We start from the raw sequence: 24,680 nt of genomic DNA, 5'->3' as shown, positions 1-24,680 counted from the left end.
GTGGCGTGAGTCACTATTGCGGAACCAAAGGAGGTTGTGTTCTTTGTGGTCACCGCGCCGGCAACGGCTCACCCTCGCCGGGCAGTTCCTCGCCCTGCAGCTGCTCGTCGTCGCCCTGGTCCTGGCGATCGTCGCGGTGATCTCGGTTCGCCAGTCGACCACGACGTTCGCGAGCGAGCGCGGATCGCAGATGCGTTCGGTCGCCGAGTACCTCGCCAACATCTCGGTCGTACGCTCCGAGATCGACGGCCCGACCCCCGCCAGCACACTGGCCCCGTCGATCAGCCGAGCGCTCAGCCTGTCAGGAGCGACCGAGGTCACGATCGCCGATCCCGACGGCATCGTGCTGTCGTCGTCCGATCCACGGCTCGTCGGCAAGCGGATCGACCTCGGCGACAGTCGTGTGCGCGAGGGGCGCGGGTGGGTCGGCGACGTCGACGACAACGGTCACGAGGCAGTGGCCGGACATGCCCCGATCCTCGACGACAGCGGCACGCTCGTGGGCTTGTCGATCGCCCAACAGCGCTATCCGTCCACCTGGCAGCGGCTGACCAACGCGGCTCCCGACCTGGCCCTGTTCCTCGGGATCGGCGCGCTGCTGGGTGTGGCCGGGTCGCTGCTGCTCGCGCGGCTCATCAAGCGGCGTACACGCGGGCTCGAACCACACGAGATCGCCACGCTGGCCGATCACCGCGAGGCGCTCCTGCACAGCATCCGCGAAGGCGTCATCGCGGTCGGGACCGACGGCAAGGTCACGATGATCAACGACGGCGCGCGCGAGCTGCTGGAGCTCACACCGGACGTGGTCGGACGGCCGGTCGCGGACCTGGGCCTCGACCCGCAGGTCAGCGAGCTGCTCACAGCCGGCGGTGGCAGCCAGGACGCCGTCGTGCTCGTCGGCGGGCGGGTGCTGGTGTTCAACCAGCGATCGGCGTCGAGCCACGGCGAGGGCATCGGTACCGTCACGACCATGCGTGACCGGACCGAGCTCGTCTCGATGCAGAGCCAGCTGAGCTCGAACCTGTCGATCACCGACACCCTCCGCGCCCAGACCCATGAGTTCGCCAACCAGCTCCACACCATCTCGGGACTCGTGCAGCTGGAGGAGTACGACGAGGTGACGGCCCTGGTGGGCACGCTGACCCGGCGCCGGGCGGAGATCACCGACGAGGTCACCAGCCGGGTCGCCGATCCCGCCCTCGCGGCGCTGCTGATCGCCAAGTCGAGCGTCGCGGCCGAGGCTGGTGTGTCACTGACGCTGGGCCCGACCGCTCGCCTCAAGGCTCTGACATCGGCTGAGTCCGCCGACCTGACGACGGTCGTCGGCAACCTCGTCGACAACGCGATCGACGCATGCCGCGGCGAGCCGTCGGCCCGCGTCGTGGTCGACATGCATGTCCAGGACGACCACCTCGTCCTCGAGGTCAGGGACAACGGCCCGGGCATACCGGCCGACCTGCGCGAGGCCATCTTCGTCCGCGGCTTCTCGACCAAGCCGGACGTGCTGGGCGGCCGAGGCATCGGGCTGCCGCTCGTCCAGCTGATCTGCTCGCAACGCGGCGGCAGCGTCACGGTCGATCACGAGGACGGCACGACGTTCCGGGTCGAGCTCCCGTTGAGCGGCGGCGCATCATGATCGGCGTGCTGGTCGTCGACGACGACTTCATGGTGGCGGGGATCCACGCCAAGTTCGTCGAGAAGACGCAGGGGTTCACCGTCGTCGGCACGGCGCGCAACGGCGAGCAGGCGCTTCGCCTCGTCGACGAGCTGGCGCCCGACCTGATCCTGCTGGATGTCCACCTGCCCGACATGAGCGGCCTCGAGGTCCTGCAAAGACTGCGGGCCACCGGCAACGTGGCTGGCGTCGTGATGGTCACGGCCGACAGGGACGCCGATGTCGTACGACAGGCACTGCACGGCGGCGCGATGCAGTATCTGGTCAAGCCGTTCGAGTATCCGGACCTCGCCACCCGGCTGCTCCGCGTACGGGACACCTTGGCCCTGCTGGAGCCGGGCGAGGCCGATCAGGAATCGATCGACCGCGCGTTCGGCACGACACAGCCGGCGGACCAGCCCCTGCCCAAGGGCCTCAGCCACGAGACCGCGGGACTGGTCGGCGCGGCACTGCGTGATGCCGGGGAGCTGTCGGCGACCGAGTGCGGCGAACGGGTCGGCATCTCACGGGTCAGTGCCCGCCGATACCTGGAGCACTTCGTCGACGACGAGCAGGCCGTCGTACGCCTGAACTACGGCAGCGCCGGACGGCCCGAGCGCCGCTACCGCTGGACAGCGACCGCCTGACGCGAGCGCATGGTGGGCCTGGGTCCACCTCAGGTGTGCGTGCCACCCCCGCTTCAGTGCGGCCAGCACGATCGGCACCAGTGCCGATCGAGGATTGACTGAACGGCATGACCACCACACTCACCCAGACAGCCGCTGCCATCTCGATGCGGGACATCCACCGGACGTACGGACGCGGGTCCGCCGAGGTCCGCGCCGTCGACGGTGTCGACATCGACTTCCCGCGCGGCAGCTGGACTGCAGTGATGGGTCCTTCGGGTTCGGGCAAGTCCACGCTCCTGCACATCGCGGCAGGACTCGAGCACGCGGACTCCGGGCGCGTGTTCCTGGGCGACAGCGACATCACGTCGTCCTCCGACCGCCAGCTGACCGCCCTGCGGCGCTCGCGGATCGGGTTCGTGTTCCAGAGCTTCAACCTCGTCGGGTCGCTCACCGCCGAGCAGAACGTGAGCCTCCCGCTCCGACTGGCCGGCCGGCGTCCCTCGCGAGCAGACGTGAAGGCCGCGCTCTCCTCGGTCGGTCTCGCCGACCGAGGTCGGCACCGCCCCCGCGAGCTGTCCGGTGGCCAGCAGCAACGGGTCGCCATCGCCCGAGCGCTTGTCACCGGCCCCGAGGTCCTGTTCGCCGACGAGCCGACTGGGGCGCTCGACACGACCTCAGCCCACAGCGTTCTGGACCTGCTCCGGGCGACCGTCGACGCCGGTCAGACCATCGTCATGGTCACCCACGACCCCGCGGCCGCCGCACGCGCCGACTCGACCGTGTTCCTCCGGGACGGTCGCGTCGTCGACCACCTCGCCGGCGCAAGTGCTGGCGCCCTTGCCGCGCGTCTCGTCCAGCTGGAGGCCTGACATGTTCCGGCTCAGCTGGAACGGCTTCCGTGAGCGTTGGAGCCTGTTCATCGGCGCGATCGTCACGGTCTGCCTCGGTGTCGCCCTCGTGCAGTCGTCCTTGGTCCTGCTGCTCGCCGCTGTCACCGGCGACGCGCCTCGGGGCTCCAGCGCCATCGAGATCATGACCTTCGACGAGAGCACGACCGTTGCGATCACCGTCCTGTCGATGACCTTGGCGTTGTCGGCGTTCCTCGCCGTGTTCGTGATCAGCTCGACGTTCGCCTTCACCGTCGCGCAGCGTCAGCGGGATCTCGCACTGTTGCGCCTCGTCGGCGGCAGCCGCAGCCAGGTCCGGCGCCTGCTGACCGGTGAGGCAGTCCTGCTGGGACTGACCGGCACCGTCATCGGCATCCCTCTCGGCGTCGCACTGACGTCGTTCCAGGAGCGCCTGCTCGCTCGCCTCGACCTCTCCCCCAGCGGATTCGACCCGGCAACGCCGGTATGGGTGTTCGGCGCCTCCGTGGGCGTCGGGGTGGGCCTGGCCCTCGCCGGCGTGCTGATGGCAGCCCGCCGGGCTGCGCGGGTCCAACCGCTCGCAGCACTGCGTAGCACCGGGGCAGCTCGTCGTTCGATGACTGCCGGGCGCTGGTTCGTCGGCATCGTGGCCCTGGCCGGCGCGGGAGCGCTCGTCCTGCTCTCGCCCAAGGGCGGAGCCAGCGGTGGCCAGGCCATGGCGCCGTGCGCCTCGATCTGTGGCGCCATCGCCCTCGCGATGCTGGCACCGGTGCTCGTGTCGCCGATCGCCGCACTCCTCCTGCTGCCGTTCCGCGGGGTGCTCGGCCGCCTGGCCTCGGCCAACGTACGGGACAGCGTCCGCCGCAACGCCTCCACCGCCGCTCCTCTCATCGTGCTGGTCGGGCTGGTCGTCGGTCAGGCCAGTGCATTGAGCTCGTTCGCCTCCTCGGCCAAGGACGAGCTGCGTGCGGGAACCTCCGCGGATCTCGTGCTCGAGTCCACCCGTCCGTTGACCCTCGATGTCTCGCAGGTCCAAGGAGTGCGGTCTGCCTCCACCGAGATCGACGTCCCGATCGCCCTGACGCTCGGGTCGGGCGAGGACCGGACGACCGAGTCCGGGCGCCTGCTGGTCGTCGATCCGACGGCGTACGCCGTGGCGCACCCCCGCGCTGGCTCGCTCGACAAGCTCCAGTCCCAAACTGTCGCGGCCGGCCCCGGCGCGTTGGGCATGTCGCCCGGGGACACCGTCAGCGTACGCATCGGGGACCAGAGGCTCGGCAAGCTTCCCGTCGTCGCCAAGGCCACCCAGACGATCGGCGGCGGCGCAGCGCTGCTCGCACCCGCAGGCCTCGTGCCGACGTCGGTGCTGGCCGAAGCCCACTCCCGTACGTTCGTGAGTCTCGAGGCCGGCGCCGACAGGGCCAAGGTCTCCGCGGCCCTGGCCGATCACGGCTCGGTCATGTCGATCGAGCGATGGTTGGACGACTCCTCGAGCGAGGACACCAAGACGAGCACCAACATCCTGCTCGTGATCCTCGGCCTCGGTGCGGCCTACGCGCTGATCGGTGTCGTGAACGCCGTGGCGATCGGAGCCGCCGCCCGTGCGCATGAGTTCGCGTGTGCACGTGCGACCGGACTGACCCGGGCCCACGTGGTCCGCACGGCGTTGCTGGAGTCCGTGTCCGTGACTGCAGCCGCGGTCATGCTCGGACTCGTGGCGGCATCCACGTCCTGGGTCGCCGTCATGACGACGACGGCCGAGGTCACCGGGACCGGAGCGTTGAGCCTGCCGTGGGACATCATCGCCGGCCTGGTGGGCGTCGTCGTGGCCCTCACCACCGTGACCAGCGTCATCACGTCGCGGAATGCCACCCGGCAGGCGCCTGTGGCACTGCTGGCGGCCCGGGAGTGAGGAACCGGCATCCCCCACGAGCTCGGGCTCTTGGAAATCCTCTAGGCGCGGGGGCTTCGCCGATATGCCGACACGGTCGGGTCACCGGTGATCCAGAAGCGCCATGGGACATCGGCGGCCTTGGAGACGCCGACGCGCGGGCCGGCGCTGATCTCCGGCGTCTCGGCAGACCGCTCCCCCAGGCGTACGCCATCAGGTCCGAGCAGGTCCGTGCCGAGGTCGTCCAACGTCAGACCGAGAGCCCGGGCGAGGTTGCCGGGACCGCGGGCCAGGGCGACATCCTCCACCGCCGGGCGACGCTGGCGGGCGACTGCGTGACCGTCGACGACCTCACCGGCACGGATCAGGACGGCGGACGCCTCTTCCGTCGGCCCCGTGACGACGTTGGCGCAGAAGTGCATGCCGTACGAGCGATAGACGTAGAGCCGCCACGGCTCGCCGTACATGATCTCCGAGCGAGCGGTCCGGGTGTAGGCGTGCGAGGCAGGATCGTTGATCCCACCGTACGCCTCGACCTCGGTGATGCGCACCCCGACGCCGTGGCCGTGCAGCACGCGACCCAGGAGGCCCCGCGCGTGGCCGACGACAGCGCTCTCGGTCACGCTGAGAGGTTTGCGAGCACCTTGTCGAGGGCAGCGCGGTTGACGGTCTTCTTGCGCAGGTCGGCGAGCTTGCCCCAGACCGGCGACGCGATGAGGCTCGCCGGGTCGGCTGTGTGGGTCCGTCGCAGGGTCTCCTCCGGCACGATCTGCGGATCCGGTGCGAGGCACGCCGCCAGTGCTGCGTCGTAGTTGTCCTCGAGGACGCGCGACGTCGGGTCGAGGCCCAGGACGATCACGACGCCGGTCGGCGAGGTGTTGACCGGGATGATCGTGAGGTCCGGCCGGTACGACCGCAGGATGTCGGCGACCTTGAAGACGTCGCCGGCCCACGCCGACGTCTTGCGGTCGCGGGCGGCTTCCAACGAGTTGCGCGGCAGCATGTCGTCGATCAGGACGACGCCGGCCGGCGACATGTGCTTCTCGACGTTCATGAAGTCACGCAGCGCGAACTCGGCCAGGTGCATGCCGTCGATGAACGCCAGATCGATCGGGACACCGTCGAAGAACGCCACCGGATCCGGGCGCGAGAAGAACTCGTCACTCGTCGTGCGGTGCAGCTGCACCTCGCACTGGATCTCCTTGGTGATCGTGTACGCCGGATCGATGCCGATCGAGCGCGTGCGTGAGAGGCCGAGGCTTGCACCCGTGAAGACGCCGACCTCGAGGTAGGTCCGAGGCTTCAGCTGGCGGTGGAGCGCCCGCAGCACCTGGTGACGCGACCGCGTGGGCTCCGGGAACTCGGCGAACGGGTCGGCCGGCACGTAGGCGTGCTTGGCCTTGTCGACCGAGGGCGTGCCGTGTGGGCTGAGCTTGCGCGCGGCGCCCACTCGCATCTTGCGCTCCCAACGGCGTACGGCCTCGGTGCGGCGCGATCCGATGACCTTGCGCAATGTCCTGCCCGTGCTCGTACGAATGGCCACGGTCTCCCCCATGTCAACGGTCTCGGTCGGGACCACCCTAGCCATGCACCGGTGGCCGGCCGTCAGTCGGTGAGTCGGGCCCGCAGCTCGGCGAGCTGCTCGGCGACGCGTACGGGCGCGGTGCCGCCGCGGGAGTCGCGGGAGGCCAAGGATCCCTCGACCGTCAGCACCTCGCGAACCTGCGGCGTCAGGGCCGGCGAGATCGCCGCGAAGTCGTCATCGGTGAGGTCCCACAGCTCGATGCCGCGCTGCTCGCACTCCTGCACACACGCACCGGAGATCTCGTGGGCGTCACGGAACGGCACCCCTTGGCGCACGAGCCACTCGGCGATGTCGGTCGCCAGCGCGAAGCCCTGCGGCGCCAACGACTCCATGCGCTCGGTGTCGAAGGTCAGGGTGGCGATCATGCCGGTGAACGCCGGCAGCAGGACCTCGAGCGTGTCGATCGAGTCGAACACCGGCTCCTTGTCCTCCTGGAGGTCCCGGTTGTACGCCAGAGGCAGCGCCTTGAGGGTCGCGAGCAGGCCCGCGAGGTTGCCGATCAGACGTCCGGACTTGCCACGCGCGAGCTCGGCGATGTCAGGGTTCTTCTTCTGCGGCATGATGCTCGAGCCCGTGGAGTAGCCGTCGTGCAGCGTGACGAAGCCGAACTCCTTGGTGTTCCACAGGATGATCTCCTCGGCCAGGCGGGAGACGTCGATGCCGATCTGAGCCGTCACGAAGGCGAACTCGGCGACGAAGTCACGGGCGGCCGTGCCGTCGATCGAGTTCGCGGTGGACCCGCTAAAACCGAGGTCCGCGGCGACCTTCTCCGGGTCGAGGCCGAGAGACGACCCGGCCAGCGCGCCCGCTCCGTATGGGGAATCAGCACCGACGCGCGCGTCCCAGTCGTCGAGTCGCTCGAGATCGCGGACCAAGGGCCACGCGTGGGCCAGCAGGTGGTGCGCGAGCAGCACGGGCTGGGCGTGCTGCAGGTGGGTACGCCCCGGCATCGCGACGCCCATGTGGCGCTCCGCCTGCGTCGCCAACGCCTCGGCCAGCTCGCGCACGAGCCGGCTGATCGACCTGCCGTGGTCGCGCAGGTACATCTTGAACAGCGTCGCCACCTGGTCGTTGCGCGAACGGCCGGCTCGCAGCCGGCCACCCAGCACCGGGCCGAGCCGTTCGAGGAGCCCACGCTCGAGCGCCGTGTGCACGTCCTCGTCGTCGGGCTGCGCGACGAACGCGCCCGACTCGACGTCGGCGGCGAGCGCGTCGATGCCTGCGATCAGTGCCGTCAGGTCGTCGCGGCTCAGGAGTCCTGCGGCCTGCAGCACCATGGCGTGCGCGCGGGATCCGGCGAGGTCGTACGGCGCGAGCCGCCAGTCGAAGTGCGTCGACCTCGACAGCGCGACGAGCTCGGGCGACGGGCCGGAGGCAAAACGGCCGCCCCAGAGGCTCGTCTTCTCGTCGTTCGGGGTCTCGCTCACGTGGGCTCCTTCGGGGTGGATGCGGCGATGGCCGCGAATCGTTCTGCGACGGCCTGACCGCCGTGGGGGTCACGACAGATCAGCATGACGGTGTCGTCGCCGGCGATCGTGCCCAGGAGGTCGTGCTGGGACGCATGGTCGATCGCCGAGGCCAGGTATTGCGCGGCGCCGGGCGGGGTGCGCAGCACCACGAGGTTGGCCGATCCCTCGGCCGTCACCATCAGCTCCCGGAGGATCTTGGCGAGCCGGGCATGTCCCGATGCGCTGCCGGCAGCCGGTCGCGGCGTACGGTCGCCGCCCTCGGCCGGCACGGCGTAGACGAGGCCGCCGTCGGGGTGCCTCACGCGTACGGCGTCGAGCTCGACGAGATCGCGCGAGATCGTCGAGGGGGTGGCGCTGACGCCGTGCGACTCCAACAGCTCGGCGAGATCGCCCTGGGAGCGTACGAGCTGGTGGCCGAGCAGCTCGACGATGAGCTGCTGGCGCGCAGCCTTGGTGGGTGGCACGGTCATGTTGCCGCCTTGTCGAGCAGCCAGACGAGCAGCGCCTTCTGCGCGTGCAGGCGGTTCTCGGCCTCGTCCCACACGACGCTCTGCGGGCCGTCGAGCACCTCTGAGGAGATCTCGAGGCCGCGATAGGCCGGGAGGCAGTGCAGCACGATCGCATCGGGCGCCGCGCGAGCGAGGGACTCCGCGGTGATCGCGAACTCACCGAACAGCGCGAGTCGCTCTTCCTTCTCGCTCTCCTGGCCCATCGAGATCCAGGTGTCCGTGATGACGACGTCGGCGCCGGAGATCGCGTCGCGGGCATCGTCCGTGACCGTGACGGAGCCGCCGGTCTCCCCCGCGATCTTCTCCGCATCGGCGACGATCGCCGGATCGGGTTGGTAGCCGGCGGGAGCGCCGATACGCACGTGCATGCCGGCGGTCGCGCCCCCCAGCAGGTAGGAGTGGCCCATGTTGTTGGCGCCGTCGCCGAGGTAGGCCACCGTCAGTCCGGCGAGGTGCCCCTTGTGCTCGATGACGGTCTGCCAGTCCGCGAGGATCTGGCACGGGTGGAAGTCGTCGCTGAGCGCGTTGACGACCGGCACACCCGCGTTGACCGCCATCTCGTCGAGCCCAGCCTGGGCGTACGTGCGCCACACGATCGCGCTGGTCATCCGGCCCAGGACGCGAGCCGTGTCGGCGACGGACTCGCCGCGGGCGCCCTGCGTCGTCGCCTTGTCGATGATCAGCGGGTTGCCGCCGAGGTCGGCGATGCCCACCGCGAACGAGACGCGCGTACGTGTCGACGCCTTGTCGAACATCACCGCGACGGTCTGCGGGCCGGCGAGCGGCTTGCGGGCGTACGGGTCGGCCTTGATCTCGGCAGCCAGCGCCAGGACCTCGGCCTGCTCCGCAGGGCTCAGGTCGTCATCCCTGAGAAAGTGCCTCACGATGCCACCTCGTCGAGGATCTGCTTGAGCACCGCCACGGCGCCTTCGGCCTGCTCGGCCGTCAGGATCAGCGGCGGCGCGAGACGCAGCCGGGTCGGTGTGGCGTTGTTGACGATGATGCCGGCGGCGAGGGCCGCTTTCTGCACCTCCGCGGTCACCGGCTCGGCGAGCACGATGCCCACCAGGAGCCCGCGACCCGTGGTCTCGGAGACCAGCGGGTGCGCGCCCAGTCCGTTGCGGAACACGTCACCGACCTTGAGTGCGTTGTCGAGCAGTCCGTCGGACTCGATCGTGCTGATGACGGCGAGCGCTGCGGCGGTGGCGACAGGGTTGCCGCCGAATGTCGTGCCGTGGTTGCCGGGCTGCAGCAGCGTCCCGGCGTCGCCGAGCGCGATGCAAGCGCCGATCGGGATGCCGCCGCCGAGCCCCTTGGCGACCGTGATCAGGTCAGGGGCGATGCCGGACTCGGTGTGGGCGAACCACGCCCCGGTGCGCCCGATGCCGGTCTGCACCTCATCGAGCCACAGCAGCGCGCCGTGCTGCGTCGTGATGTTCCGGGCCGCCTGCAGGTAGCCGGCAGGGGGCACCACGACGCCTGCCTCGCCCTGGATCGGCTCCAGCAGGACGGCGGCGACGGTGTCATCGACCGCAGCCTCGAGCGCGGCCGTGTCGCCATAGGGGACCCAGCTGACGTCGCCCGGCAACGGCTCGAACGGCGCCCGGTAGGCCTCCTTGGAGGTCAACGCCAGGGCGCCCATCGTGCGGCCGTGGAACGAGCCTTCGGCCACGATGATGCGCGTGCGCCCGGTGCGACGGGTCGCCTTGAACGCCGCCTCGTTGGCCTCGGTGCCGGAGTTGGTGAAGAAGACGCGCCCCTCCTGGCCCACCAGGTCGAGCAGCTTCTCGGCGAGCTCGACCTGCGGCTTGGAGGTGAAGAAGTTGGAGATGTGGCCCAGCGTGCCGAGCTGGTCGGTGACAGCAGCCAGGATCGAGGGGTGACCGTGGCCCAGCGCGTTGACCGCGATGCCGCCGAGCAGGTCGAGGTACTTGGTGCCGTCGGCGTCCCAGACGTACGCGCCCTCGCCACGCACGAGCACGCCCTGCGGTGTGCCGAACGTGTTCATGACCGCGCCCTGGTAGCGCTCGGTCCAGTCACTCACGGTCATGCCTTCTCTCCCTTGGTGTCGCCCTTGGTGTCGCCCTTCGCGTCCTTCGTGACGCTCGTGGAGTAGAGCGCCGTGCGGATGCGGGTCTCGGCACCGGGTACGACCTGGGTGCCCACACCCTCGTCGGTGAAGATCTCAAGCAGCACGGCGTGCGGCTCGCGGCCGTCGATCACCGTCGCTCGGCGCACACCCTCCTGGACGGCCTTGAGGCACGCGGTCATCTTGGGGATCATGCCGGTCGAGAGGTCGGGGATGAGCTCGGCAAGGGACTCCGGGCTGATCTCGCCGATCACGTCGGAGCTGTTGGGCCAGTCGGCATACAGACCCTCGACGTCGGTGAGGACCAGGAGCTTCTCGGCGTCCAGGGCCACGGCCAGTGCGGCGGCGGCGGTGTCGGCGTTCACGTTGTGCACCTGGCCGTCAGCATCGGGCGCGACGGTCGAGACGACCGGGATGCGTCCGGCCTCGATCAGGTCCAGCACGGCCTCAGGGCGTACGCCGACGACCTCGCCGACCAAGCCGATGTCGGTCTCGACGCCGTCGATGACCGGCATGGTCTTCTCAGCGGTGAACAGCCCGCCGTCCTCGCCCGAGAGGCCGACCGCCAGGTCGCCGTGCTGGTTGAGCAGGCCGACGAGCTCGCGACCGACCTGACCGGTCAGCACCATGCGTACGACGTCCATCGTCTCGGGCGTCGTGACCCGCAGGCCACCCCGGAACTCCGACTCGATCCCCAGCTTGTCGAGCATCGCGCTGATCTGTGGTCCGCCGCCGTGCACGACGACGGGCTTGAACCCGGCCATGCGCAGGAACACGATGTCCTCGGCGAACGCGTGCTTGAGCGTCTCGTCGGTCATGGCGTTGCCGCCGTACTTCACCACGACGACCTTGCCGTGATACTTCTTCAGCCACGGCAGAGCCCGGGCGAGGGTGGCGGCCTTGTCGGTCGCCTTCTTCCAGTCCTCGGGCTGCCACTCGTCGAGAGTGCTGTCTGTCGCATCATTCATGAGCTGTACGCCGAGTTCTCGTGGACGTACGCCTGGGTGAGGTCGTTGGTCCAGATGGTGCCCGTCTCCGAGCCTGACTTGAGGTCGATCGTGACCGAGACCGAGCGCTCGGTGAGGTCGATCGAGTCTGCCGACTCCCCCGGACCGCTCGTGCGGCAGACCCAGACGCCGTTGAGTGCGACGTCGAGGTCGGCCGGGTCGAACGCCGCCTGGGTCGTGCCGACCGAGGCGAGGATGCGGCCCCAGTTGGGGTCCTTGCCGTAGATCGCGCACTTGAACAGGTTGCTTCGGGCGACCGAACGGCCCACCTCGAGGGCGTCGTCGACGGTCGCAGCGTTGACCACCTCGATCGCGATCTCGTGGTCGGCACCTTCGGCGTCGGCAAGGAGCTGCTTGGCGAGCTCCATGCACACCGTGGTGACGGCGTCGGTGAACGCCTCGCCGTCGGGCGCAACACCTGACGCGCCACTCGCCATCAACAGCACGGTGTCGTTGGTCGACTGGCAGCCGTCGGAGTCGAGCCGGTCGAACGTCTGGGCCGTAGCGGCGCGCAGAGCGGCATCAGCCGTGGCGGCGTCGACATCGGCGTCGGTCGTGATGACCACGAGCATCGTCGCGAGGGCAGGAGCCAGCATGCCGGCCCCCTTGGCCATGCCGCCGACGGTCCAGCCGTCGCCTTGGGCCACGGCCTCCTTGGACACCGAGTCGGTCGTCATGATCGCGGTCGCGGCGGCATGCCCGCCATCGGGGCTCAGCCCGTCGACGGCAGCGCGTACGCCCGACAGCAGGGCCTCGCGGTCGTTGAGCAGCCCGATCAGTCCGGTCGAGCACACCTGCACGTCGATCGCGCCCGTGCCGAGGGCCTCGGCGACCATCTCGGCAGTCTGGTGCGTCGTGGCGAACCCTTCTGGGCCGGTGTAGCAGTTGGCCCCGCCGGAGTTGATCGCCACGGCAACCGCGGACCCGCTCTTGATGGCTTCCTCGCTCCACAGGACCGGGTTGGCCTTGCACCGGTTGCTCGTGTAGACCGCGGCGGCAGCCTTGGACGGCCCGGTGTTGACGACCACGGCGATGTCGGGGGCGCCGGTGGCCTTGAGCCCCGCAGCCACTCCCGCAGCGGTGAATCCCTTCGCAGCAGTGACGCTCATGGTGCGACCCCGATCTGCGTGAGCCCCGTGGTCTCGGGGAGGCCGAGGGCGATGTTCATGGACTGGATGGCGCCGCCGGCGGTGCCCTTGGCGAGGTTGTCCATCGCACCGATCGCGATGACCTTGCCGGCCCGCGGGTCGAGCGTGGCCTGCACGTGCAGCATGTTGGCGCCGAGCACGGCCTTGGTCTGCGGCCAGTGGCCCTCGGGCAGCACATGGATGAACGGCTCGTCGGCGTACGCCTTGAGGTAGGCCGCACGTACGTCCTCGGCGGTGACGCCGTCGAGCGCGGGGGCGGACACCGTGGCGAGGATGCCGCGCGACATCGGCGCCAGGATGGGTGTGAACGACACCGTGGGTCGCGTGCCGGAGACGAGCTCGAGGTTCTGCTCGATCTCCGGGGTGTGCCGATGCACGCCGCCGACGCCGTACGCGCTGGCCTGGCCCATCATCTCCGAGCCCAGCAGGTGCGGCTTGAGTGACTTGCCCGCGCCGGAGGCACCCGTCGGGGCGACGACCGTGATGTCGGGAGCGATCAGTCCTGCGGCGAGCGCCGGCATGATCGTCAGCGTCGAGGCGGTCGGGAAGCAGCCGGGCACGGCGATGCGCTTGGCACCGGCGAGCACGTCGCGCTGTCCGGGCAGCTCGGGCAGGCCGTACGGCCAGGTGCCCGCGTGGTCACCTCCGTAGAACGTCTCCCAGTCGTCGGCGCTCTGCAGGCGGAAGTCCGCGCCGCAGTCGATGACGAGCGTGTCGTCTCCCAGCTGAGCGGCGATCGCCGCCGACGTGCCGTGCGGCAGGCCCAGGAAGACGACGTCGTGACCGGCAAGGATCTCGGCTGTCGTGGGCTGGAGCACGCGGTCGGCGAGCGGCACCAGGTGCGGCTGGTGCTCCCCCAACGTGCTTCCTGCGCTCGATGCGGCGGTCAGTGCGCCTATCTGGACGTCGGGGTGCGCGAGCAGCGTGCGCAGGACCTCGCCGCCGACGTACCCGCTGGCGCCGGCGACGGCTGCGGTGATCGTGGTCATCTCTCCACCTTTGCAGAGTTGTGGTCGGTCGGGCAGGTGCCGTCAGTCGGTGCCGAGCTCCATGGCAGCGGCGTCGAGGGCCAGCTCTTCCTCGCTGTGGGCGGCCGGATTGGCCTCGATGCGGGTGGCACCACCCGCGGGCAGCTCGCCGAACAGCGTGCCGTTCTCGACGAGCACCTGGCCCTGGTCGAGCGGCTGAGCGGCGTACTGCTCGAGCATCGCGCGCGAGTCGGCGATGTCGAGGTTGCGCATCGTCAACTGGCCGATGCGGTCGGTCGGCCCGAAGACGGCGTTCTCGGTGCGCTCCATCGAGAGCTTCTCCGGGTCGTAGGAGAAGTTCGAGCCCTGCGTGTCGAGGATCGAGTAGTCCTCTCCCCTCCGCAGCCGCAGTGTCACGTCGCCGGAGACGACCGACGCGATCCAGCGCTGGACCGACTCGCGCAGCATCATGGCCTGCGGGTCGAGCCAGCGCCCCTCGTACATCAGCCGGCCGAGGCGACGACCGTGCTGGTGGAAGTTGGCGATCGTGTCCTCGTTGTGGATCGCGTTGACGAGCCGTTCGTACGCGATGTGCAGCAGCGCCATGCCCGGCGCCTCGTAGATGCCGCGGCTCTTGGCCTCGATGATGCGGTTCTCGATCTGGTCGGACATGCCCAGACCGTGCCGTCCACCGATGACGTTGGCCTCGTGCACGAGGGCGACCGCGTCGCCGTCGAACCGCGCACCGTTGATCGCCACCGGGCGACCGGCCTCGAAGGAGACCGTGACGTCCTCGGTCGCGATCTCGACCTCGGGATCCCAGAACCTGACGCCCATGATCGGGTCGACGGACTCCAGCGACGTGTCGAGGTGCTCGAGGGTCTTGGCCTCGTGGGTCGCCCCCCAGATGTTGGCGTCGGTCGAGTACGCCTTCTCCTGGCTGTCCCGGTAGGGCAGGTCGCGCTCGGTGAGCCACTGGCTCATCTCGTGGCGGCCACCCAGCTCGTGCACGAAGGCCGCGTCGAGCCATGGCTTGTAGATCCGCAGCTCGGGGTTGGCGAGGAGCCCGTAGCGGTAGAACCGCTCGATGTCGTTGCCCTTGAACGTCGAGCCGTCGCCCCAGATGTCGACGCCGTCCTCGTGCATCGCACGTACAAGCAGCGTGCCGGTGACGGCGCGGCCGAGCGGCGTCGTGTTGAAGTACGTCCGGCCGCCCGAGCGGATGTGGAACGCGCCGCACGCCAGCGCCGCGAGTCCCTCCTCCACGAGCGGGCGCTTGCAGTCGATCGAGCGCGCGAGCTCGGCGCCGTACTCCATCGCGCGGCCGGGGATCCCCGCGATGTCGGGCTCGTCGTACTGGCCGATGTCGGCAGTGTACGTGCACGGGATCGCGCCCTTGTCGCGCATCCAGGCGACGGCTACGGAGGTGTCGAGGCCGCCGGAGAACGCGATTCCGACGCGCTCGCCCACGGGCAGGGAGGTGAGGACTTTGGACATGCCTCACATTCTTGCACACCTCTGCAATTTCTTGCATTCGGGGGTGGGTGCGCCATTCCGGCGGCAGGACGGAGATCCGCCCCTAGGATGCAAGCCATGCGGATCGTCCTGCGAGCTCTGGCGCTCATCGTCACCGCCGGGGTGTTGTTCCTCCCCGCGTTGTTCGCGCTCGTGACGATCGCGCCGACCGACTCGGGTCCCGATCCCGTACGCATCTCGGACTACACCGCCAACTATGTCGTGACGGCCGACGGCGACCTGGTGGCCCAGGAGCGGATCACCACCGAGTTCCCTGCCGGTCGGCACGGGATCTTCCGGTTCTGGGACGTCACCGATCCGTCCGACAAGAACGTGCGCCTGGTCCCCAAGAGCATCACGGTCGGACTCGACGGCAAAAGCGTGCCGTACGACCTGCAGTGGCGGCAGGGCCGCCACTTCCGCGTGGCCAAGATCGGCGACCCGGACTCGTACGTCTCCTCGGGCACGCACGTCTACACGATCACCTACCGGATCGACGGCGCACTCGCGCCCAGCACGGCCGGTCCCGGCACGTTCGCCTCGTCGAGCTGGACCGACAAGCAGCCGGCCCAGTCGGTGTTCTACTGGAACGTCGTCGCGCAGGGCTGGCAGATGGACATCGACAAGTCCACGGTCAACATCACCCTGCCGGCCAAGTCGGGCAAGGTGCAGTGCACCTCGAGCTTCGACGGCTCCGGGACCTGTGACATCAGCGGCGCCGGCACGGACAAGGTCACCATCACGACGGGTCACCTGTCGCCCCGGACGCCCGTGACGGTGCGCATCGGGCTGCCCGTCGAGCCGCCGGACCGCGTTACGGTGCCATGGCCGGTCGCCGCCGACCGCGCGCTGGGCACGAGCACCAGCAAGCTCGGCATCGTCCTGGCGATCACGCTGGGCCTGATGGCCGTCGGCTACTACCTCGATCGCCGCTCGCGTGAGAAGGAGCCCGGCACGCCGGTCATGTACGAGCCGCCACCGGGGCTGGGACCGGTCCAGACGGCATACGTCACGACCGAGACCGTCCCCAGCCGTGGGCTCGTGTCGACCTTGCTCTACCAGGCGGAGCAGGGCCTCACCACGCTCGTCGACAACGGCGGCAAGTCGTGGACCATCACGGGCGTCGGCGACGCGGCCGCGTGGGCCAAGACCGACGACGTCACGCGGTTCGTCGGCGAGTCCCTCGGGGTCACGCAGCCTGGCGCGCACTTCAAGTCGAGCCCCGACTCGGTCACGTCGGGCCAGAAGCTGCAGTCGGTCCGCAACGCCTTGCCAGCCCAGACGAATGCCTGGGCCTCGGGCGTCGGTGCGCAGAAGCCGGCTGGTTCGGAGATGCTGTCGCGGATCGCCGTGTTCGTGGCGGCCATCGCTCTGCTCGCCATCGGCATCTTCCTACATCCCGCCGTCTCCATGTATCTGTTGCCCATCGCGGGATTCGTCATCGGTGGCATCGGCCTGATGAGCTCCGGCGTCGGCCGGCGACGTACCACCCTGGGGCGCGACCTCTGGTCCCGCGCCGGCGGCTTCAAACGTCTGCTGTCGACCGACTCCGCACAGGACCGCTTCGACTTCAGCGGCAAGAAGGATCTCTACACCGCCTTCATCCCGTACGCCGTGGCGTTCGACTGCGCCGACCGCTGGGCCCGCAAGTACCAGCTCGCGACGGGGTCTGAACCGCCCGTACCGACCTGGTACGGCGGCGGGACCACCACCAGCACGGGTCACAGCTTCTTCGGCAGCAACGACGCCTTCTCCGGATTTGAATCCTCGCTGGCCTCCTCGATCAGCGCCTACTCAGCCACGCAGTCCTCGTCGTCCTCAGGTGGCGGCGGAGGCGGCGGTNGTGTTCATCCGACCACACTGCCCCTGGCAGAACGGCAAGGTCGAACGCCTCAACCGCACCCTGCAAACCGAATGGGCATACCGCCAAGTCTTCACCAGCAACGACCAGCGAGCCGAAGCCCTTGCGCCCTGGCTCGAGAACTACAACACTCGGCGACGCCACAGCGCACTCGGAGGACTCCCACCCATCAGCCGACTGCTACCAACCTGATGGCCGAGTACACCTAGGCCGTTTGCGCTGCAGCGTGTCTCGCGACGTAGTCGTCGACGGCACGCGGGGCCAGCACCGCGTCGAGCACCATCGCGCTCGCGCCGAGGACAGCGCCCCTGCTGGTCGCCGAGGCGCTGACGATGCGCAGGTTGTGCGTCGCCAGTGGCAGCGATCGCTGGTAGACCACTTCGCGTACGCCGGCCAGGAGGTACTCGCCGGCCTCCGAGAGCTTGCCGCCGATCACGATGACCGACGGGTTGAGCAGGTTGACGCACGTGGCCAGCACGGTGCCGAGGTCACGACCCGCGGCGCGTACGGCCTGGAGCGCGACGATCTCGCCGGCGACGACGGCATCCACGATGTCCTGCGAGCTCTCAACCTCGAGGCCGCGTTCGCGCAGCCGGGCGGCGATGGCCGGCCCCGCCGCGACAGCCTCGAGACAACCCGTGTTGCCGCACCTGCAGACGACGTCCTCACGGGCGCCGGCGACCTGGACGTGGCCGAGGTCCCCGGCCGAGCCGAGCGCGCCGCGCATGAGGCGGCCGTCCGACACGATGCCGGCGCCGATGCCGGTCGCGACCTTGACCAGCAGCAGGTGGGGCGCACTCTGCCACGACGTGACGTACTCCCCCAGCGCCATGAGGTTGACGTCGTTGTCGACGAGGATCGGGCCGGCGAACGTCTTGCCGAGGTGGGCCGGGATGTCGAAGTCGTGCCAGCCGGGCATGATCGGCGGGTTCGCGGGCCGCCCGGTGGCGTGCTCGACCGGGCCGGGGACCCCGATCCCGACGCCGGCGACATCGCCGACGGGACGCTTGATCGTGCCGAGCAGCTCGACACCGATCGCGCTGACCCGGTCCAGCACCTTCTCGGGGCCGTCCGCGATGTCGCTGTCCACGGTCTTCTCGCCGAGAACCCGGCCCAACAGGTCGGTGACGGCGACGCTGGCGTGCGACGCGCCGAGGTCGATGGCGAGCACGACGCGGTTGTCGCGGTTGAGCGCGAAGCGCGTCGGCGGCCGGCCACCGGTCGAGGCGGCCTCGCCCACGGGACCGAGCAGGCCGGAGGCGAGCAGCACGTCGACCCGGGCGGTCACGGTCGATCGCGCCAGCGACGACAGCTGGGCGAGCTCGGCCCGCGTACGGGGGGTGCCGTCGCGCAGCAGCTGGAACAGGTCTCCCGTGCCCGCCAGGGTCGGCGGCAGCTCGGCGGGCACAGTCATGGCCATGAGTAAACCATGCCCCCTTTCATGACGGTTGTGAAGCAAGTATGTCGACCGGATGCAGACTTTTGCTTGACGGACGACAAAACGTGTGACTAGCATCACGGCATGCCACAGCCCCTGCTCGAGATGCGCGGCATCGTCAAGGAGTTCCCCGGTGTCCGTGCGCTCGATGGCGTCGACCTCGTCGTCCGCGCCGGCGAGGTGCACTGCCTCCTCGGCCAGAACGGCGCCGGCAAGTCGACGCTGATCAAGATCTTGTCCGGAGCGCATCCCGTCGACGAGGGGACGATTCTCTGGGACGGCGAGCCCGTCACGTTCGCGGATCCGCAGGCGGCGCTGGCGACCGGGATCGCGACGATCTACCAGGAGCTCGACCTCATCGACGGCCTGAGCGTCGCCGACAACATCTACCTCGGGCACGAGAACGCCAAGGCCGGCGTCACCCGCGACCGCGACATGAACCGCTCCGCGCGAGAGCTCCTCCGCCGCCTCGGACATCCCGAGATCCGGCCGACCCGCGAGGTCGGCAGCCTCTCGGCCGCGGGCAAGCAGATCGTCTCGATGGCCCGGGCGCTGTCCCGCAACGCGCAGGTCATCGTGATGGACGAGCCGTCAGCCGTACTCGACCCCGACGAGGTCGACGGCCTGTTCCGCGTCGTCGAGGACCTGCGTACGTCCGGCGCGGCCATCATCTACATCTCGCACCGCCTCGAGGAGATCCGTCGCATCGGCGACCGGCTCACGGTGCTCAAGGACGGCCGCACGGTTGCCACCGACCTGCCGGCCCGTGACACCCCGACCTCCGAGCTCATCACGCTGATGACCGGGCGCACCGTGTCGTCGGTGTTCCCGCGACGTACGACCGAGCTGCCCGACGGCCCTCCCCTGCTCGACGTGGACGGCATCAGCCGCGACGGCGAGTTCTCCGACGTGTCCTTCGCGGTGCGGGCCGGTGAGATCCTCGGGATCGCCGGACTCGTCGGCGCGGGTCGCAGCGAGATCATCGAGACGGTCTACGGCGCCCGCCGGGCAGGCCACGGCTCGGTCAGCGTCGACGGCCGTACGTTGCGCAACGGGTCGGTGTCGAGCGCGGTCGCGGCAGGTCTGGGGCTCTGTCCCGAGGAGCGCAAGTCCCAGGGCCTGGTCCTCGACGACGCGGTCTACCGCAACATCTCCCTCGCGAGCCTCGACCGCTTCGCGCAGTACGGCATCTCCCGCGAGGGCGCCGAGCGCAAGGCTGCCCACGCGGCCGCCCGCTCCGTCGACGTACGCCCCGACGATCCCAACCGCATCATCCGCACGCTCTCGGGCGGCAACCAGCAAAAGGTCGTGCTTGCCCGTTGGCTGCTGCGGTCGTGCAAGGTGCTGCTGCTCGACGAGCCGACGCGTGGCGTCGACGTCGGCGCCCGTGCCGAGATCTACTCGCTCATCCGCGACCTGGCCGACTCCGGTGTCGCGCTGGTGATCGTGTCGAGCGACATCGAAGAGGTGCTGGGCCTCTCCGACCGGGTCCTGGTCGTCGCCGACGGCCATGTCGTCCACGACGGCCCGAGCGACGCGATCGACCCCTCCGGCGTCCTCGACCGGATCCTTGCCGAGCACGAATCGACCCCGATCCAGGAAGAAGACATCGCGTGAGCGCCTCCCTCCAGAACGACCCATCGCTGACGGTGCCCGCACCCACCGGTCGCGGAGACCGCGGCGGCAACCTGAGCATCGCCCGCAACCTCGGCCTGATCATCGCCCTGGTCATCCTGTGCGTCGTCGGCATCATCACGGCGGGCGACCGCTTCGCCAGCACGGACAACCTGCTGACGATCCTGCGACTCGCCGCGGTGGTCGGCGTCGTGTCGATCGGCATGACGTTCGTGATCACCGGCGGTGGCATCGACCTGTCCGTCGGCGCGATCCTCGCCCTCGCCTCGGTGTGGGCCACGACGACCGGCACGCAGGACATGGCCGACAGCATCGGCTGGATCGCGATGGTGTTCAGCGCCCTGCTGGTCGGCACCTGTGCCGGCCTGATCAACGGCATCCTGATCGCCTACGGCAAGGTCGTGCCCTTCATCGCGACCCTCGCCATGCTGGCGTCGGCCCGCGGTCTTGCCGAGGTCATCGCCGACCGCAAGACCCAGATCATCCGCAACCAGGGCTTCACCGACTTCTTCGGCAGCGAGCCGCTGGGCATTCCCTTCATTGTCATCATCTTCGCGGCAGTCACCGTCGCCGGCTGGTTCCTGCTCAACCGCACGACGTTCGGCCGCCGGACGTTCGCCGTCGGCGGCAACCCCGAGGCCGCCCGGCTCGCCGGCATCAAGGTGCAGCGCCACACGGTCTACCTGTACGCCCTGCTGGGCCTGACGTGCGGCATCGCCGCGGTGATGCTGATGTCGCGCACCACGACGGGATCCTCCACCCACGGCACGGGTCTCGAGCTCCAGGCCATCGCGGCCGTCGTGATCGGCGGGACGCTGCTCAGCGGCGGGCGCGGCACGGTGATCGGCACGCTGCTCGGTGTCCTGATCTTCACGACCCTCACCAACGTCTTCACGCTCAACAACCTGTCGACGTCGACCCAGGCCGTCGCCAACGGCGTGATCATCGTGATCGCCGTGCTCCTCCAGCAGCGCATCGCCGACCGCAAGACCTGACTTCTCCAAGCCCGTCCGCCCCCACCACAACAGGAGTTCCACATGTCCACGTTCCTCCATCGTCGCCGTCGCGGTCTCGCGATCGTCGGTGCCTTTGCCGCTGCCACGCTCGTCCTGGGCGCCTGCGGCAACAGCTCCGACGGAGGCGACTCCGACTCCAACGTCAGCAAGAGCAACACCGACAACGACAAGGCCGGCAAGAAGGTCGTCATCGGCTTCTCGGCCCCGGCCGCCGATCACGGCTGGATGGGTGCCATCACCAAGGCAGCCGTCGCCCAGGCCAAGCAGTACGACGACATCACGCTCAAGGTCGCCGAGGGCACCAACGACGTCAACCTGCAGATCTCGCAGGTGGAGACGTTCATCAACGACAAGGTCGATGCGATCGTCCTGCTGCCGTTCGACGGCGCTGCGATGACGTCGGTGGCCCGCAAGGCCATGGACGCCGGCATCGTCGTCATCAACGTCGACCGCGAGTTCGACTCGCCGTTCGCCGCCCGCACCACGGTGCTGGGTGACAACTACGGCATGGGCGTCTCCGCCGGTACGTTCGTCTGTGACGACGCCAAGGGCGCCAAGGGCAAGGTCGTCGCCGAGATCGCCGGCATCGACTCGCTGCCCCTGACGCAGGACCGGTCGCAGGGCTTCGCGGACGCGCTCAAGAAGTGCGGCCTCAAAGTCAACAACCGCGTCGCTGCCGAGTTCACCGTCGAGTCCGGCGAGAAGGCTGCGTCGAACCTCCTGCAGGCCGCTCCGAAGATCGACTACCTGTGGAACCACGATGACGACCAGGGTGTCGGCGTGCTCGCAGCGATCAAGAACGCCAACCGCGACGAGTTCACGATGATCGGCGGCGCCGGCTCGGCCAACGTCATGCGCGACATCAAGGCCGACAACACGGTGCTCAAGGCGACGGTCATCTACCCGTCGACCCAGGCCGCCGACGGCATCAAGCTCGCCCGCCTGCTGGTCCAGGGCAAGTCGATGTCGGATCTCTCGGAGATCGAGGTGCCGCGTCAGCTCAAGCTGTCCGCACCCGTGGTGACCAAGGACAACGTCGACACGTACATCAAGTCGGCCTTCGAGTCCTGATCGGTCGGGGGTCCGCGGCCTCCACCGCGGACCCCCTCCGCCATCCTTTTCACCGAGACCACCACACACGAGAGCAGGGACATGACCGACACTCATTCCGACCTCGGGATCGGCATGGTCGGCTACGCCTTCATGGGCGCCGCCCACTCCCAGGCCTGGCGCACGGCCCCCGCATTCTTCGACCTGCCGCTCCACCCGCGGCTGAAGGCGATCTGCGGACGCAACGAGGATGCCGCCGGTGACGTCGCCCGCCGGTTCGGCTGGGAGTCCGTCGAGACCGACTGGCGTGCCCTCCTGACCCGCGACGACATCGACGTCATCGACATCTGCACGCCCGGCAACACGCACGCCGAGATCGCGATCGCGGCACTCGAGGCCGGCAAGCACGTCCTTTGCGAGAAGCCCCTCGCCAACACCGTCGCCGAGGCCGAGGCCATGGCGGCCGCTGCCAGCGAGGCCGCCAAGCACGGCGTACGCGCGATGGTCGGCTTCACCTACCGGCGTACGCCCGCCGTCTCGTTCGCCCGCCAGCTCGTCGCATCGGGACGGCTCGGCACGATCCGGCACGTCCGCGGGCAGTACCTCCAAGACTGGCTGACCGACGAGAACGCACCACTGAGCTGGCGGCTGGACAAGTCGCTGGCGGGTTCCGGCGCACTCGGGGACATCGGAGCCCACGTCATCGACATGGCGCAGTTCGTCACCGGCTCGTCGATCGCCTCGGTGAGCGGACTGATGGAGACATTCGTCAAGACCCGCCCGATCGCGGGCGAGAGCGCGACGCTCGGTGGCACCTCCTCCGCCGACGCCGAGCGCGGGCCGGTGACCGTCGACGATGCGGCCGCCTTCACCGCTCGCTTCGCCGACGGCGCCATCGGCGTCTTCGAGGCGACCCGGTTCGCGACCGGCCGCAAGAACGCGCTGCGGCTCGAGGTCAACGGCACGCTGGGCTCGATCGCGTTCGACTTCGAGGACATGAACGTCCTCGAGTTCTTCGACGCGACCGAGGATCCCTCGATCGCAGGCTTCCGCCGCATCATCGTCACCGAGGCCACCCATCCGTACGTCGCCGCGTGGTGGCCGCCCGGTCACGGTCTCGGCTATGAGCACGGCTTCACCCACCAGGTCGTCGACCTGGTCACCGACATCGCCAAGGGCGCCGACCCGGCTCCCTCGTTCGCCGACGGCCTCGCGGTGCAGCGCGTGCTCGCGGCGGTCGAGGCGAGCGCCGCTGACGGCACGACCCACACGACAGGAGCTTCCGCATGACTCGTCCGATCACGCTGTTCACCGGCCAGTGGGCCGACCTGCCGTTCGAGGAGGTGGCGCGGCTCGCCGGAGAGTGGGGCTATGACGGACTGGAGATCGCCTGCTGGGGCGACCACTTCGATCCCTGGGCCGCCGTCGAGGACCCCGGCTACATCCAGACCCGCCACGACATCCTGGAGAAGCACGGCCTCAAGGTCTACGCGATCTCCAACCACCTGACCGGCCAGGCCGTGTGCGACGACCCGATCGACGCCCGCCACCAGGGCATCCTGTCGCCGCGCATCTGGGGTGACGGCGATCCCGAAGGCGTACGCCAGCGCGCCGCCGAGGAGCTCAAGAACACCGCCCGCGCGGCCAATCTGCTCGGCGTCGACACCGTCATCGGCTTCACCGGCTCCGCGATCTGGAAGTACGTCGCGATGTTCCCGCCGGCCTCCGAGGAGATGGTCGCGGCCGGCTATCGGGACTTCGCCGACCGCTGGAACCCCATCCTCGACGTGTTCGACGAGGAGGGCGTGCGCTTCGCGCACGAGGTGCACCCCAGCGAGATCGCGTACGACTACTGGACGACGCACGCCGCGCTGGAGGCGATCGGGCATCGCGAGGCGTTCGGGCTCAACTGGGACCCGTCGCACTTCGTGTGGCAGGACCTCGACCCGCTCGGCTTCCTCTGGGACTTCAAGGACCGGATCTACCATGTCGACTGCAAGGACGCCAAGAAGCAGGTCGGCAACGGCCGCAACGGACGTCTGGGCTCGCACCTGCCGTGGGCCGACCCGCGGCGTGGCTGGGACTTCGTGTCGACGGGCCGCGGCGACGTGCCGTGGGAGGCGTGCTTCCGGATGCTCAACACGATCGGCTACGACGGGCCCATCTCGGTCGAGTGGGAGGACGCCGGCATGGATCGCCTCCTCGGTGCGCCCGAGGCGCTGGCATTCGTCAAGGCCAACCTGTTCGACGCCCCGACGGCCGCCTTCGACGCCGCCTTCAGCTCCGGCGACTGACCCACTGTCGGGAGCGGTGACTTAGGGCCCAGCCTGGACCTCAGAGTGGGCCCTAA

General features: G+C 69.4%; 21 protein-coding genes and 1 pseudogene. 11 read left to right on the top strand and 11 right to left on the bottom strand.

The annotated features are described in order from the left end of the window. Positions 1-43: 43 nt before the first annotated feature. The 4 genes from BOSE46_RS11265 to BOSE46_RS11250 all read left to right on the top strand — a co-directional run bounded on the left by BOSE46_RS11265 (position 44) and on the right by BOSE46_RS11250 (position 5,061). Positions 44-1,636, top strand: coding sequence for a sensor histidine kinase (locus tag BOSE46_RS11265; protein ID WP_201299614.1), 1,593 nt, complete (start codon positions 44-46; stop codon positions 1,634-1,636). Next, positions 1,633-2,301 carry a response regulator gene (locus BOSE46_RS11260; RefSeq protein ID WP_159540330.1) on the top strand — a complete coding sequence of 223 codons (669 nt, stop codon included), beginning with the start codon at positions 1,633-1,635 and terminating at the stop codon, positions 2,299-2,301. Before BOSE46_RS11265 ends, BOSE46_RS11260 begins: the two co-directional genes overlap by 4 nt. Before the next feature lie 107 nt (positions 2,302-2,408). Beyond that, the gene (locus tag BOSE46_RS11255) at positions 2,409-3,152 is read left to right on the top strand and encodes an ABC transporter ATP-binding protein (RefSeq protein WP_159540329.1); all 744 of its coding nucleotides are present in this window, start codon (positions 2,409-2,411) and stop codon (positions 3,150-3,152) included. Between the two features lies 1 nt (position 3,153). After that, positions 3,154-5,061, top strand: coding sequence for an ABC transporter permease (locus BOSE46_RS11250; protein ID WP_159540328.1), 1,908 nt, complete (start codon positions 3,154-3,156; stop codon positions 5,059-5,061). Between the two features lie 41 nt (positions 5,062-5,102). On the opposite strand, the gene BOSE46_RS11245 is transcribed toward BOSE46_RS11250, so the two are convergent. From BOSE46_RS11245 to argG, 10 genes are read right to left on the bottom strand one after another with little or no spacing between them, the layout of a single operon-like run. Further along, positions 5,103-5,663 carry a DNA-3-methyladenine glycosylase gene (locus BOSE46_RS11245; protein WP_159540327.1) on the bottom strand — a complete coding sequence of 187 codons (561 nt, stop codon included), beginning with the start codon at positions 5,661-5,663 and terminating at the stop codon, positions 5,103-5,105. Beyond that, on the bottom strand, positions 5,660-6,595 hold the full coding sequence (locus BOSE46_RS11240; RefSeq protein ID WP_159540326.1) for a class I SAM-dependent methyltransferase: 936 nt from the start codon (positions 6,593-6,595) through the stop codon (positions 5,660-5,662). Before BOSE46_RS11240 ends, BOSE46_RS11245 begins: the two co-directional genes overlap by 4 nt. 50 nt (positions 6,596-6,645) lie before the next feature. Further along, entirely contained in the window at positions 6,646-8,052 is a 1,407-nt protein-coding gene (gene argH / locus BOSE46_RS11235) for an argininosuccinate lyase (RefSeq protein WP_159540325.1), read from the bottom strand. Next, positions 8,049-8,564: an arginine repressor gene (locus BOSE46_RS11230; RefSeq protein ID WP_159540324.1), complete on the bottom strand. Its 516-nt coding sequence runs from the start codon at positions 8,562-8,564 to the stop codon at positions 8,049-8,051. Before BOSE46_RS11230 ends, argH begins: the two co-directional genes overlap by 4 nt. Then, a complete protein-coding gene (gene argF / locus BOSE46_RS11225; RefSeq protein WP_159542673.1) occupies positions 8,561-9,490 on the bottom strand; it encodes an ornithine carbamoyltransferase in 930 nt (309 codons plus the stop codon). The genes BOSE46_RS11230 and argF overlap by 4 nt, the downstream gene beginning before the upstream one ends. After that, complete coding sequence (locus BOSE46_RS11220) at positions 9,484-10,653, bottom strand: acetylornithine transaminase (protein WP_159540323.1); 1,170 nt, start codon at positions 10,651-10,653, stop codon at positions 9,484-9,486. Before BOSE46_RS11220 ends, argF begins: the two co-directional genes overlap by 7 nt. Next, positions 10,650-11,660, bottom strand: coding sequence for an acetylglutamate kinase (gene argB, locus BOSE46_RS11215; RefSeq protein WP_159540322.1), 1,011 nt, complete (start codon positions 11,658-11,660; stop codon positions 10,650-10,652). Before argB ends, BOSE46_RS11220 begins: the two co-directional genes overlap by 4 nt. Beyond that, complete coding sequence (argJ, locus tag BOSE46_RS11210; protein ID WP_159540321.1) at positions 11,657-12,808, bottom strand: bifunctional glutamate N-acetyltransferase/amino-acid acetyltransferase ArgJ; 1,152 nt, start codon at positions 12,806-12,808, stop codon at positions 11,657-11,659. The genes argB and argJ overlap by 4 nt, the downstream gene beginning before the upstream one ends. Then, a complete protein-coding gene (gene argC, locus BOSE46_RS11205) occupies positions 12,805-13,836 on the bottom strand; it encodes an N-acetyl-gamma-glutamyl-phosphate reductase (RefSeq protein WP_159540320.1) in 1,032 nt (343 codons plus the stop codon). The genes argJ and argC overlap by 4 nt, the downstream gene beginning before the upstream one ends. A 42-nt stretch (positions 13,837-13,878) precedes the next feature. Beyond that, positions 13,879-15,312: an argininosuccinate synthase gene (gene argG / locus BOSE46_RS11200; protein WP_159540319.1), complete on the bottom strand. Its 1,434-nt coding sequence runs from the start codon at positions 15,310-15,312 to the stop codon at positions 13,879-13,881. A gap of 87 nt (positions 15,313-15,399) precedes the next feature. On the opposite strand from argG, the pseudogene BOSE46_RS21715 reads away from it, so the two are divergent. Further along, positions 15,400-17,172, top strand: a pseudogene (locus tag BOSE46_RS21715) (DUF2207 domain-containing protein); the annotation flags it as partial. Position 17,173: 1 nt separating this feature from the next. Next, the coding region (locus BOSE46_RS11195) for an integrase core domain-containing protein (RefSeq protein ID WP_159542669.1) at positions 17,174-17,383 on the top strand (210 nt) is incomplete at its 5' end. A 13-nt stretch (positions 17,384-17,396) separates the two neighbouring features. On the opposite strand, the gene BOSE46_RS11190 is transcribed toward BOSE46_RS11195, so the two are convergent. Then, positions 17,397-18,611 (bottom strand): ROK family transcriptional regulator, encoded by a 1,215-nt coding sequence (locus tag BOSE46_RS11190; RefSeq protein WP_236551726.1) that lies wholly within the window; start codon positions 18,609-18,611, stop codon positions 17,397-17,399. Between the two features lie 102 nt (positions 18,612-18,713). On the opposite strand from BOSE46_RS11190, the gene BOSE46_RS11185 reads away from it, so the two are divergent. The 5 genes from BOSE46_RS11185 to BOSE46_RS11165 all read left to right on the top strand — a co-directional run bounded on the left by BOSE46_RS11185 (position 18,714) and on the right by BOSE46_RS11165 (position 24,624). Next, positions 18,714-20,246 (top strand): sugar ABC transporter ATP-binding protein, encoded by a 1,533-nt coding sequence (locus BOSE46_RS11185; protein WP_201299613.1) that lies wholly within the window; start codon positions 18,714-18,716, stop codon positions 20,244-20,246. Then, a complete protein-coding gene (locus BOSE46_RS11180; protein WP_159540318.1) occupies positions 20,243-21,259 on the top strand; it encodes an ABC transporter permease in 1,017 nt (338 codons plus the stop codon). Before BOSE46_RS11185 ends, BOSE46_RS11180 begins: the two co-directional genes overlap by 4 nt. 42 nt (positions 21,260-21,301) lie before the next feature. Beyond that, entirely contained in the window at positions 21,302-22,351 is a 1,050-nt protein-coding gene (locus BOSE46_RS11175) for a substrate-binding domain-containing protein (protein WP_159540317.1), read from the top strand. Between the two features lie 81 nt (positions 22,352-22,432). Beyond that, the gene (locus tag BOSE46_RS11170; protein ID WP_159540316.1) at positions 22,433-23,620 is read left to right on the top strand and encodes a Gfo/Idh/MocA family protein; all 1,188 of its coding nucleotides are present in this window, start codon (positions 22,433-22,435) and stop codon (positions 23,618-23,620) included. After that, entirely contained in the window at positions 23,617-24,624 is a 1,008-nt protein-coding gene (locus BOSE46_RS11165) for a sugar phosphate isomerase/epimerase (RefSeq protein ID WP_159540315.1), read from the top strand. Before BOSE46_RS11170 ends, BOSE46_RS11165 begins: the two co-directional genes overlap by 4 nt. Positions 24,625-24,680 lie beyond the last annotated feature (56 nt).

Source organism: Aeromicrobium sp. 9AM, from assembly GCF_902506105.1.
Lineage (GTDB): Bacteria > Actinomycetota > Actinomycetes > Propionibacteriales > Nocardioidaceae > Aeromicrobium.
This window is presented reverse-complemented; position numbering and strand designations above follow the sequence as displayed.